Origin of the sequence: Methylocapsa acidiphila B2 (assembly GCF_000427445.1) — a bacterium.
In the GTDB taxonomy this organism is placed as follows: domain Bacteria; phylum Pseudomonadota; class Alphaproteobacteria; order Rhizobiales; family Beijerinckiaceae; genus Methylocapsa; species Methylocapsa acidiphila.
Window position 1 is genome coordinate 53,806 of sequence record NZ_ATYA01000001.1, and the last position, 11,828, is coordinate 65,633.

Genomic DNA, 11,828 nt, shown 5'->3' on the forward strand with positions numbered 1-11,828 from the left:
GCCGACCGTTGCGCCATACTTTCCGTTTGACCTTCCTACGCCTACGACTGCCCACGACCGCGAGCGCGGTTACGCCGCCGCGACCGGAGCCCGGTAAATCCCGCCCTTGGCCATCAAAGCCCAAATGATGCGGGCCATCTTGTTCGCCAATGCAACCCTCACCAGCATTGGCGGCTTGCGCGCGAGCATGCCCGCAAGCCACGATCCCGCCGGAGGCCCCTTTCGCGCCGCCCAACGCACGACAGCGCTCGCGCCGATGATGAGCAGACGCCGCAGCGTTCGGTCGCCCATCTTCGAGGTTCCGCCGAGTTTCTGTTTCCCGCCTGTGGAGTGTTGCAGCGGCGTGAGCCCCAGCCAGGCCGCAAAGTCGCGACCCCGTTTGAACGTGTCAGCCGGCGGCGCCAGCGCCGCGACCGCCGTCGCGATCACCGGCCCCACGCCGGGGACGCTCATCAGGCGGCGCGCCAGGTCGTCTTCTTTGGCGCGCCGAGCGATCTCGACGTCCAGGAGCTTGATCCGTTGGTCCAGCAAACCCAGCATATCGACCAAGACGCAAAGAATTGGGCGCGCCGCCTCCGGGAGAGAATGTTCCGGATCCTGCACCGCCATAACGAGCTTGGCGACGTGGGCCGGACCTTGGGCGACGACCAGCCCGAACTCGGTAAGATGCCCCCGCAGGGCGTTGATGATCTGCGTACGCTGACGCACCAGGACATCACGGGTGCGAAACACCACCGCCGCGGCTTGCGCGGCCTCGCTTTTGATCGCCACGAAGCGCATAGTCGGGCGCTGGACGGCTTCACAAATCGCCTCGGCGTCAGCGGCGTCGTTCTTCTGCCGCTTTACAAAAGGCTTGACATAGGCCGGTGGGATCAATCGCACGGCATGGCCGAGCTTGCCGAGTTCGCGACCCCAGAAATGCGCCCCTCCGCAGGCCTCCATCGCCACCGTGCATGGCGGCTGGCTTGAGAAAAACTCCAGCACTTGCGCGCGCCGCAGCTTCTTGCGGAACGTGACGGCGCCAGATGCATCCGCCCCATGCGCCTGAAAAACATTCTTCGCCAGATCCAATCCGATAGTGCTAGCTTTTTCCATGGACGCCTCCCTCAAGTGGTGTTCAACACCTCCACTTTGGCACATCGATGCCGTCGGGGGGCGTCCACCCCATCAGAGCCTGCACGACCATCCGCTCGACCTCGTCGAGTGTCATTCCCTCCGTGCGACACTCAACATGGCGTTCGCCGCCGTCGTCGAGGTCGGCATGTGACAGGGCAGGGGGCTGCCGCCAGAAGCAGTCCGTCCTCGCTTTCTTGACATTTCATGATATATCATGAAATGCTGAGAACAGATAATGGAGGTGTGCCATGGCGTCCCAGGCCCGCGAGAAATTCGCAACCCAGGTGAATTCGGAGATTCTGGCCACTGTCCGCAATCTTGCGCAGAGCGAGGGTCGGCAGCTTCAGGCGCTTGTCGATGAAGCCTTGGCTGATCTGATTGAAAAGCGGAAGCAGGGTAAGCCTCGCGCCAATGTCATGGCCGCCTATCAGGCGAGCCATAAGAAGTTCGGGTCACTTTACAAGAAGCTGGCTGAATGACGGACTATCTGACCGTTGTTGAAGTCCTTGCCATTCATGACGACCAAATTGACCGTTACGGCGGCTCTGCCGGCATGCGCGATCGCGGCCTGCTGGAAGCGGCCCTATACCGCCCCCAGACAGGTTATTACGCCGATCTGATCGAGGAAGCCGCCGCGCTTTGGGAAAGCCTGGCGCAGAACCATCCTTTCATCGACGGCAACAAGCGCACGGCCTTTGCCGTCACCTATACCTTTCTCGCCATCAATGGCGCGCGCATCACGGCGGACGCCGACGCGATCTATGATTTCATCAACGGCCTTTATGAGACCGGCACATTCGAGTTTGGCCGATTAGTAGACGACTGGCTCCGCGCCAACGTGACGCCGGCGCCTCCGGCCTAGTGGCCATGCCACACGATTCGTCCAAATCCCCCCGATAGCGTTCGCTTCTTCGACTCAAGTCACGTCTCATCTGCGTCGCACGCCCCCTGGTTGGACCTCCAACACAAGGCGTAGGCACCCAAAATGGCGCCAGAAATAGTACCAAAATATCTTAGTTAAAAGTGCCAGATTGGCCTCGAAAGCCTTCGCCGCCTGCATGATGATCATCCGACGGAGAAGTTCAAATGATCGAATTATCAAGACATGCAGAGTTGCGATGCCAACAGCGGAGCATCACTCCAACGCGGTGGAAGCGGCTTCTTGAATACGCGGACGTCGAGAAACAGATCGGCGACAATTGCACGGTATTGCGGGTCAGCCGAAGGACCGCAAAACATCTCGATGAAGCGCGCGGACTTGAACGCGTCGCCGTCATATGGAGCGATGGCAACGCCAGAATTGTGTCTGTGATGCACCTTCATAAGGCCAAATCTGGCCGCCGTTATCGCGCTCGCCGCTGAGGCTTACTATGAACGACAATATTATTCCTTTTCGTCCTCAGTCCAAACGCCCCGACGCTCTTGCCGCCGAGCGCATGCACCAAAATCGCGATCGGCTTCGTTTGAAGCAGATTGTAGAGGCGTGCAAAAAGGAAAAGGCACAACTTCGCTTCGCGGGTGATGACGCCGCGCGAGCAGGAAAGGCTCTCTACGAACTCAAAGAAGAGTTCCTGACCCGGCGGGGGCAGGTGGCGGAGGCGAAAAAACACTTCGAGAAACTCCATCGGTTTATTGTTTCCGATGATTTCCCAACTGCCGAGGAGATGGCCGCGAAGGCCAAGACGATGACCCAGAAAGTCGGCGGATATCTTGATGCCGCAAAAGCCATCGCCAAAGCTGGCAATGCAGCTCCAGACGAATGTCAAATGCGCTGCTTACGCGGAACTGCCCTTTGGCAACATTGGAACTCCTCCACAGCCAAGCGAGAAAAGGCGTCTCCTGCAAGTTACGGATCGGACCATGTTGCTTGGCTGCTTGAGGCGATGGCAAAGCGCGTTGTCAGAGATACAAGGCTCGACGAACTCCTCGCGCGCATGCGCCGCGTACCAGCACAATACAATATCTCCACCCGAGAGTTCGAGAACAGCAGTATGGCCGCATTGTTCCAAACCGCATACCAAGCGTGGTTTGCGTTCTACGGGGAAGCGCCGCCACTGCCATCTGTTCCGCTTGTAAGGATTCCACATAGGACCTGGCTCTGGCCTGTGCGGCTGACGCGCGAGGGTAGCGGCCATCCTTATGACGATGACGTTTTAGACAATCCCGTGAGCGAAACTGAGGGCGTCGAATGTCGTGCCGAGGTCATTCTTTTTCGTGAAATCAGGCTTGCGCTCGGACCTACCGTTAACGCAACGACCATCGCCCCGATGTTCGAAAGCCGGCCATGCCTCGAAATCACAACTCTGAACAGCGAGGGCGAACCGGTTAGGTCAAGCGTTGTCAGGAATGTTTATGATGCAGGTCAACTTACGGAGACAAAGTCATTCGCTGTATCCTTTGATAATAATTGGCACCGCTTCACGCCTCTCCCGACGATCGAAAAAGGCGATGTCATAAAAAGCGTGACTTCGGTAATTGTGGGCGAAGACGTTGCTGATTGGGAGTATTGGTCAACTCAGCCTTTGTCCGATGATAAAAATTGCGTTGAGCATTACTATATTTCATGGACGGCAGTTGATGGATCGTATGTCCAACACTGGCTGGAGCGGATTAGCGGAGATGCACAACCAATTGAACCCATGCCAGACGTTGCTCCTCTAAAGAACCCGAAATACGGAACTTGGTTTCCCAGACCATATATTGGAAATCACGTAGAGGTTGCGGTCAACGACGGGCGGTTGGAGTCAGCTCTCCGCGACGCAATCGAACATATCCGCTCATCCTTCGATAAATACGAAGCAAATTGGAGGTCTTCTATGCAAGCGCAAACGGCTGATCAAATTTCGGAATTTGAATCCGATCTCCGGGCCGCCGAAGCACTCCTCCGCGATGAACAGGACATCAGCGATGAATGAACAACTTCAAGACCTACGGCCAACGCTTGTTGAAGAACTCGACTTCACGACATTGCAGATGCTCGATGCCGCAGGTGTCAGACGTGCGCTCGGAAACGGCAAACCATTTTACGTCTATATCCTCATTCGGCCAGATGGGACGCCATTCTACGTCGGCAAGGGCGTGAGGCTACGCGTATTCGATCATGAGGCCGAGGCACGCAATACCAAGCTACTTACGCACAAATTGAATCTCATCCGCAGTCTGCATTCACGCGGCCATTCCATTGGATATCGCATCGACAGCTTTTTCGATGATGAGACAGACGCTTTGGCCAGAGAACGGCATCTCATCGCGAGCATCGGTCGGCATGACCTAAAAGCGGGCCCCCTCACAAATCAAACCGATGGAGGCGAAGGCACGTCGAATCCATCGGAGGAGAGCAGGCAGCGCAGACGGGATTCGCTCTGGGGTAACGACGCCGCCGATCCAGAGCGTCAGATTGCCAACCGCTACTTTCAGCAGCTGACGCCTGTCCGTTCCGTCCCTATTAAGCCGGTCAACACATTCAAGAGAGCCGCCGGTCTTTGGAAGAACGATGACACTATCGGGATGAAACCGCGGCAGGCCGGAGCTCTGCTTGCCAGTGCGATCGCGAACCGCGTGCTGCTTGAACCAGGCGCGTTGCTTCCCCGGCGCCTTCACATCGATAATGTTGAGTATATTATTGAGAATGGGGCAGGAAGGGATATGATCTCAAACGGGATGATAACACTCGCCGACAACACTACTACACGCGAAGTTCTTCGACTGACAGATCTTGGCTTTCGTTATGTCATAGCTAAGTTCAAGGTAGAAATATTGATTGACGCCGGCATTCTATTGCCGAATTCCAGCTCATATAGCGATCACCCTCAAACCAAGCTCGGCTGAGGCGCGGTCCTTGTCCTGGATCTGCGGGGCTCAGACAAGAATCCGCTCGACCTCGTCGAGCGTGACTTCCTCAGCGCGCCGGTCATAGAGCTGCGTCGTGCGCGTCGAGGCGTGGTTCGCCATCAGCGCGGCGCGTTCGAGCGTGCCGCCGTTCTTCAGGTAAGCGGAGACGCCCGTCGCCCGAAGGGTGTGGTTGCCGACATGCGTGGTGATGCCTGCGGCCTTGGCCCGCCTCTGGATCATCGCATAGGCGTTCGCTTGGGGCAGGGGCGCGCCGCTGAGCTGGCGACTTGCGCGGTTATAGGTCTGGAACAAGAGCGCCTTGAGATCGGCCGCGAGGCCCGCGCCCTCGATATACGCGTGCAGATAAGCCTCTAAATTGTGATGGCACGGCATGGCGTGCTCCTTGCCGCCCTTCTCGTGAAGCCGCACCCAAAGCCGCCGGTTCTGCGGATAAGCGTCCTCGACGCGCATGGCGATGGCCGCGCCGATGCGGGCGAAGGAATAGACCATAAGCCCGATGAGGGCGCGGTCGCGGAGGCCGATGACGGTCGCGACATTAATCGCGTCGATGAGCTGGCGCGCCTCCTGCGGATCGAGCACTGGCGTCTTGCCGCGCCGGACGATGTGGCGCGGCCCGCGCACGGCGGCGGCGGGATTGACCGGCATGATCTGGCCGATCACCATCCAGTCGAACAAATGCCGCAAGGCGGCGAGGCGCAGCTTCGCGGTCGGCGCGGAGCGGGCCTTCTGAAGCTCTTCGACATAGGCGGCGACATGCACGCTCTCGATGGCCGCAATCCGCGTCACGCCCTTGGCCGCCAGCCAGTCAAAGAATTCATGCGCCGCACGCGCATAGGCGCGGCGCGTGTTCTGGTTGCGGATGTTGGCGGTGAAGAATTCAAGGAAGCGATAGGCGGCGCGTTCGCCGGAGGCGGCAACGAGAGTGGGGGCATGCGAGGCAGCAAGAGTTGGAAGTGGTGTCATCGAGTTGAACACCTCACGGATGCAGCCTTTCCGGCGATAGTCAGAGCACCGCCAATGGCGAACAAGGCGAAAAGCCAAGGCCGCCAGCGCCGCTTGCGTTCGTCTGCAATCACGACCGGCAGCTCTTCCAATTGCTCGCGCACGGGCCTGAGGAGAGTTTCAGTCAACGTCTTTTTTTGCGGGCCTGACACGAGCCCTTCAATCCGGCTCAGGCTGTCATGCTCCCAATTGAAATAAGCGCGCATGAGATCGGCTGAGGCAGGGTCGACGACGAAGAACTGCACGCTGAAAGCCAGGACGGCGAATGTTTGACCAACGGGCTCAAGCCATCTTGCTTTGCTGATAAGCGAGCCCATGCGCCCCTCCTTAGTATTTGATAAAAGACATTATCATATACTAATGGGGACGGACAACCGCGAAGGTTATGGCTTCCTTACCGGACCGCCTCCGGCGACGTTCCCGGATCGGGAACGCGAGCCCAGACAGAGAATGGAAGCGGCACGAATCAGCTTCCACCCTCTCGGCGCGTGTTTGCGTATGTTCTTGGTGTCCAGCAAAGGACGGGCAAGGTTACGCGCGGCCATCTGTGTTTATATATCCAGCAGGGCGCGACGACGAGGGATACATGGAGAACGATTGGCAGCGGCGGCTGACGGAGGCAAACAGCTTCGTGCGCGAACATGAAGAGCAAATGCGACGCCTAAGGGAATTCGCCGCGTCGACCCGACCATTTGGCCTTGATAGCGAAACGCTGCGCTCAATCGCCAAAATGCGGGAGCAGGCGAATTTTCTTAAAGTAATGCAGTCAAATCCGGCTATCGCCGATGTGGCGGCAGTGATCAGGGGAGTAACCGGTCCGGGCAGCGCCCTCATGGCAGCAAAAGCACAAGCAATGGAGTCACATTCGGCTATGGCCCATGCGGCGGCAGCGATCGGGAAGATAACCGGTCCGGGCAGTGCTTATGATCTTGCCACGCAATCCCTCAGCGAGTTCGCCAAGCGCTTTCGTGTCCCTGAATTCGATGAAATGTCGAGGTTGTTACCAAAGGTGCAGAATTCTATCTGGCTGCAATATGGCCTGCCAAAATCGCACTTTGAAACGATTCTCAGCGGGTTTCGTCAGCCATGGCTGGATGTTCGGGATCAGCTAGGCTCACTGACAGGCGTCGCAAAACTGCAAGGCATCGGGCACCTGATCGCCACGAAGCCCCCCTTCGATCTGGACGCAGTCTCGGCCCTCAGGATCGATCTCGGCGATTGGCGGGATCGGATCAATTGGCCAATTACCGCAGCAACGGATGTTACCGTCCGCACCGCACTTTACGCCGAACGCGGCTTCAACCCGGCCCTTACCACGTTTCCCTCCGAAACTTTCGAGGAAGGTATCGCCGGGCTGCGCAGTGGTCTGCCTCCGCTTGTCGCGGCCTATGGCGATCCAGTGCCGCGGTCTGACGATGATGAGGAAGAAGAGTCATTCTTTCGGAACAACGTCATTCACGATTGGCTTCAGCGGTTTGAGAGTCAAATTCGCCGCTTCATCGATATGCTAATGACGGAGCATTACGGAAGCGATTGGCCGCGCCATCAGCTACCGAATGGGCTGTATGACACGTGGGTGGAAAAGCAGGTGAAAGATAAATCAGGGCGCGATTGGCCACTCGTTTATTATGCCGATTTCACCGAATATGAGCTTGTTATCTGCAAGAGGGACAACTGGAACAAAATATTCGGGAAGTATTTCAAGCGCCAGGAACATGTTCGGGAATCATTACAACGGCTATATCTACCGCGAAATGCCACCATGCACGCGCGTCCGTTGATGCCTGAAGACGAATTGTTTGTGTTCGTGGAAGTCCGACGGCTTATCAAGCTGTTCTACCCGTAGAGCGCACAGCCCAAATATTGGCATACTTCTGCTCATGATTTATTCAACAGAAATGGCCTTTACAAACAACACTCTAATTTTTTTAGCATAATTCTTGATTTCTGAGACAGACCCAAGGCTTTTGACGAAAGCCACTACGTCACCTATCCTCGCCGGATAGAACGCCTAGCGCGGAGACAACAGGACCCATGCCGCCTCGGTCCAAGCCAAACCCGGAGACGATCACGATCTCGGCCTTCTTGGGCCGCCTAAAGATCGGCCAAGCGGTCGCTCTTGGCACTGGTATCCTTGCCCTGATCGGAGGTGCTGGTGGTTTTGGGGCATACATACAAAGCGGCCGAGACGAAGAACGTGCTGCCGTTCAGGCCAGAGCGCTCACCGATGCCAACACTAGAATTAATGAGCTTTCCGGTCAGATCACCGATCTTAAGCGTGGTCTTACAGCAATAGGAGATGCTCTAAGGTCTTCTGAAATCACCCGCCAATCCCTCGAAGGAGAGGTTGAGTTCCTGAACCGCTATGTTTCCTATGTATCTAGGCCGCGTTGACAAATAGGATTCCCCTTGGGGCAAGGTTCTGATTCAAGTTCGCTTTCGGAAGGAGGCGGGCTTGATTCGGGGATTGATGTCGGATGAGGAATGGGCCTGCTTTGAACCCTTCGTGATGGTTCGCGGCGCACACAGCGGACGCCGCCCAAAAGATCACCGGCTTGTTCTGGATGGAATTTTCTGGATTGCCCGCACCGGGGCGCAGTGGCGGGACCTGCACGAGCATTTCGGCAAGTGGTCGTCGGTCTATCGACAGTTCCGGCGCTGGACGCTCGCCGGATTATGGGAACTCCTGCTGGAAGCCCTGAACGAGACCGAAGGCGTCGGCGAGAGCGTCCAGATGATCGACTCGACCATTATCCGGGCGCATCACTGCGCCGCCGGCGCTAAAGGGGGACTCCGCCTCAGGGTCTTGGGCGCTCAAGAGGTGGCTTCACGACAAAAATTCACCTCCGCACGAACGGCGAAGGGTTGCCGATAGCCGCCGAGATCAGCGCGGGCGAGGTCTCGGACTATTCCGGCTTCGGCCCATTGATGGAAGCGGAGGGGCCGCAGCCCAAAGTCCTTCTCGCAGATCGCGGCTACGACTCTGATCATATTCGCGAAACTCTGGAGGAAAAGGGCGCCGCGGCGGTCATTCCGACGCGCCGGAACCGCAAAGCTCAAATCCCTGTCGACGGCTATATCTATGCCTTGCGCAACCGCATCGAGCACTGCTTCAACAAGCTCAAGAACGCGCGTCGGCTCGCAACCCGATACGACAAAACCGCAGCCAGCTATCTCGGCTTCGTCCAAATCGCCGCCATTCGCTTATGGACAAACCAATTTGTCAACAGGACCTAGCCCCAAGTTAGGTCCAGCAACAAAAAGCAAAGCTGGCGAATTTGGGATCGCCACGCGCCGCCGCCGAGCCACGGCCCTGATTAGAAAAAAATCGGCCCAACGCGCTATTGGGCTTTACAGGGACTTATCCGAAGGTGGGACAGATTACCCCCCGCGGTAGGGGTCTGGGCCATGGTCGCTTCTATCGACAGGCGCCGCTAGCGAGCCCGTCGCACGGCGTTTACTCGGTCCGGCGCTATGATTGACGGCGTCGGAGAGAATCTTCGAGGGCTTGAACGACAGAACGCGGCGGGCGCTGATCGGAGCAGCGACTCCAGTGCGCGGATTGCGCCCGGCGCGCGCCCTTTTCTCTCGCACCGTAAACGTCCCTAGGCCAGGCAATTTCACGGTTTCGCCACGAGCCAAGGCCTCTACGATAATGTCGAGCGTCGCGTCCACCATCTCCTTTGCTTGAACCCGTGAAAGCGCAGGACAAGAGGCGCGAACGGCAGCGGAAAGGAGCTCTCTGGTAGCCGATTTTGGAACAAGCCCAGACATTAGATCCCAATGAGCCTCTTCAGGAATTGTCGCCGGTCTCGCCGTTTCGGAAAATAGATCCACGGCCACGCTTCAGGTACTCGAAGATATTGTTAGACGCCACGCTAAATTTGACGCAATCTCGACGCGCGCCATCGTCGACGCACGCGAGAAATGCGTGCAAGTAGGCGCCGAAGGGTTTCCTCGGCATGCGAAGCAGGGCGAGCGATCTCGATGGAATTCAGACGCAGAGTGTTGATTTCCACTGAGATGTGACCCTGGAAGGCCAGAATTTTTCACTGAGAACTGGCTCTGACTCATATTTGCTGCGTTTCGCCGGGACGCTCTTGCTGATTCGTCAGAGGAGCCGTGAATGGGTCAGCAATTTCAACGGGCCAGCCTGGCGCCAGACGGCTTTGCAGTTGATGGCGTCACGGTGGAAGGCGCCCGCGTCCAGATCCGGTTGCGGTCTCTTCAATCGTTTGGTCATTGTCCAGATTGCGGTCGAAGAAGCCGCCGGATTCAGAGCCGGTATTTGCGCCGCCCCGCCGACCTTCCCCTTGGCGGCCGCCAAGTCGAACTGATCGTTATTGCGCGCCGGTTCTGGTGCGACGCGGTTTTGTGCGGTCGACGCATCTTTTGCGAACGATTTGAGATTGGCGTCCTTTCCCCATACGGCCGGCGCACCGGAAGACTTGAGACAATCGTCCATCATCTCGGTCTGGCGTTGGGTGGCAGACCTGCAGCGGCTTTCGCCCTTCGCTTGATGATGCCCGTCAGCAACGACACGCTTCTACGCGTTGTCCGTCGCCGCAGCATCCAGACCGGTGGCGCTGAGCTTACGGTCATCGGCATTGACGACTTCGCGTTTCGTCGAGGTCAGACCTACGGAACGATCGTCTGCGATCTTGAGCGCCGTCGCCCCGTGACGTTGTTGCCAGATCGTGCGCTGGATACCTCTCGGGCGTGGCTGGCTGAGCGGCCTTCAATAGTTACGGTCGCCCGAGACCGGGGCGGCGGCTACGGCGAGGCCATCGCCAAAGCCTTGCCGCACGCTGAGCAAGTCGCGGATCGTTGGCGTCTCTTGGAGAACTCGAGCCGAGCCTTTCTCGATGCGGTCGGCAAATCTATGCGGCAGATCAGAAGGGTCATCGGCAGCAGCGTCATCGACCCCAAGCTTCTCACCTGTGCTGAGCGCCTCCAGTACGAGGGATATCTGCGTCGGCAGGAGACAAATGAGGCCATTCTGAAAATGTCGAAGCAAGGCGCCGCCATCAGGCAAATCGTGAGGGAGACGGGACACAGCCGCAAGCTTGTTCGGGACGTCCTGCGCGACCGGCGGACGGATGTCTTCCGGACAAGGCCAGTTCGCTGGATAGCTGGTCGCCCTGGCTGAATGATCGCTGGGAGCAAGGGGAGCGCAATGCGCTGGCGCTTTGGCGCGAAATGCGGGCGGCGGGCTTTCCCGGGCGGAGCGGCGTGGTGTCGCAATGGGCGCAGCGCCGACGGCTTGCGGAAAAGGCGGGTCGAAACGCGCTGGCGCGAACGCCGTCAGCTCGGATCATCGCCCGTCTAATGACGTCAGCCCGTGACGACCTGACAAAGTCTGAAGCCATTCTGGTGGCGGCCATTGAAGGAAATGTCCAGGATCTGGTTGCTGCTCGCGAGACCATCATGGAGTTCCAGTCCATGATCCGATCAAAGGCGGCCGCCAAGCTGGATGCGTGGCTCGAAGCTGGAAAGGGAACCCTTGTTGGATCTTTCGCCAATGGTGTTGAGAAGGATCGCGCCGCCGTCCGAAATGCGATCATCTCGCCCTGGTCCAATGGACAGACGGAGGGACAAATCACACGTCTGAAACTTATCAAACGCCAGATGTACGGGCGCGCCAAGATCGATCTGCTTCAAGCCCGACTGATCGGCGCGGGGTAGCTGATCGCCTTCAGCAAAAATGCGTCAGAGCCAGTTCTCAGTGGAAATCAACACCCTGTGGAGAAGGCACCAGCCGAGCTGGGCGTTTCCGAACATCGGGCCTGCGCCGGCCTCGGTCATCACGCGCCGCACAGCGGAAGATCGTGAGGCCCACGAGGACGAGGGCAGCGCTG

General features: G+C 58.0%; 11 protein-coding genes and 1 pseudogene. 8 read left to right on the top strand and 4 right to left on the bottom strand.

The window, feature by feature from the left end:
* Window positions 1-69: 69 nt before the first annotated feature.
* The gene (locus METAC_RS0100380; protein WP_026605530.1) at window positions 70-1,095 is read right to left on the bottom strand and encodes an IS110 family RNA-guided transposase; all 1,026 of its coding nucleotides are present in this window, start codon (window positions 1,093-1,095) and stop codon (window positions 70-72) included.
* Between the two features lie 269 nt (window positions 1,096-1,364).
* On the opposite strand from METAC_RS0100380, the gene METAC_RS0100390 reads away from it, so the two are divergent.
* The 5 genes from METAC_RS0100390 to METAC_RS21590 all read left to right on the top strand — a co-directional run bounded on the left by METAC_RS0100390 (window position 1,365) and on the right by METAC_RS21590 (window position 4,944).
* Complete coding sequence (locus tag METAC_RS0100390) at window positions 1,365-1,595, top strand: hypothetical protein (protein ID WP_026605531.1); 231 nt, start codon at window positions 1,365-1,367, stop codon at window positions 1,593-1,595.
* Window positions 1,592-1,978 carry a type II toxin-antitoxin system death-on-curing family toxin gene (locus tag METAC_RS0100395; RefSeq protein ID WP_026605532.1) on the top strand — a complete coding sequence of 129 codons (387 nt, stop codon included), beginning with the start codon at window positions 1,592-1,594 and terminating at the stop codon, window positions 1,976-1,978. Before METAC_RS0100390 ends, METAC_RS0100395 begins: the two co-directional genes overlap by 4 nt.
* 224 nt (window positions 1,979-2,202) lie before the next feature.
* A complete protein-coding gene (locus METAC_RS26135) occupies window positions 2,203-2,478 on the top strand; it encodes a hypothetical protein (protein WP_156898040.1) in 276 nt (91 codons plus the stop codon).
* 8 nt (window positions 2,479-2,486) lie between these two features.
* On the top strand, window positions 2,487-4,031 hold the full coding sequence (locus METAC_RS0100415) for a hypothetical protein (protein WP_156898041.1): 1,545 nt from the start codon (window positions 2,487-2,489) through the stop codon (window positions 4,029-4,031).
* Entirely contained in the window at window positions 4,024-4,944 is a 921-nt protein-coding gene (locus tag METAC_RS21590; protein ID WP_156898042.1) for a GIY-YIG nuclease family protein, read from the top strand. Before METAC_RS0100415 ends, METAC_RS21590 begins: the two co-directional genes overlap by 8 nt.
* Before the next feature lie 30 nt (window positions 4,945-4,974).
* Here METAC_RS21590 and METAC_RS0100425 read toward each other — a convergent pair whose 3' ends face one another.
* Both METAC_RS0100425 and METAC_RS0100430 read right to left on the bottom strand, forming a co-directional pair.
* Window positions 4,975-5,931, bottom strand: a complete 957-nt coding sequence (locus METAC_RS0100425; RefSeq protein WP_026605536.1) for a tyrosine-type recombinase/integrase — start codon at window positions 5,929-5,931, stop codon at window positions 4,975-4,977.
* Window positions 5,928-6,287 (bottom strand): hypothetical protein, encoded by a 360-nt coding sequence (locus METAC_RS0100430; protein WP_026605537.1) that lies wholly within the window; start codon window positions 6,285-6,287, stop codon window positions 5,928-5,930. Before METAC_RS0100430 ends, METAC_RS0100425 begins: the two co-directional genes overlap by 4 nt.
* Before the next feature lie 269 nt (window positions 6,288-6,556).
* Here METAC_RS0100430 and METAC_RS0100435 point away from each other — a divergent pair, with 269 nt between their 5' ends.
* Both METAC_RS0100435 and METAC_RS25510 read left to right on the top strand, forming a co-directional pair.
* A complete protein-coding gene (locus METAC_RS0100435; RefSeq protein WP_026605538.1) occupies window positions 6,557-7,816 on the top strand; it encodes a Swt1 family HEPN domain-containing protein in 1,260 nt (419 codons plus the stop codon).
* A 624-nt stretch (window positions 7,817-8,440) separates the two neighbouring features.
* Window positions 8,441-9,207, top strand: a protein-coding gene (locus tag METAC_RS25510; RefSeq protein WP_245257389.1) for an IS5 family transposase whose coding sequence is annotated in 2 segments (ribosomal slippage) — window positions 8,441-8,753 and window positions 8,753-9,207 — 768 coding nt in all. Because the reading frame shifts where the segments join, the coding sequence is not laid out codon by codon here.
* Between the two features lie 144 nt (window positions 9,208-9,351).
* Here METAC_RS25510 and METAC_RS21595 read toward each other — a convergent pair.
* Window positions 9,352-9,744: an integration host factor subunit alpha gene (locus METAC_RS21595; protein ID WP_084143342.1), complete on the bottom strand. Its 393-nt coding sequence runs from the start codon at window positions 9,742-9,744 to the stop codon at window positions 9,352-9,354.
* A 352-nt stretch (window positions 9,745-10,096) separates the two neighbouring features.
* On the opposite strand from METAC_RS21595, the pseudogene METAC_RS25515 reads away from it, so the two are divergent.
* Window positions 10,097-11,655 (top strand): annotated as a pseudogene (locus METAC_RS25515) (ISL3 family transposase).
* Window positions 11,656-11,828: the final 173 nt, after the last annotated feature.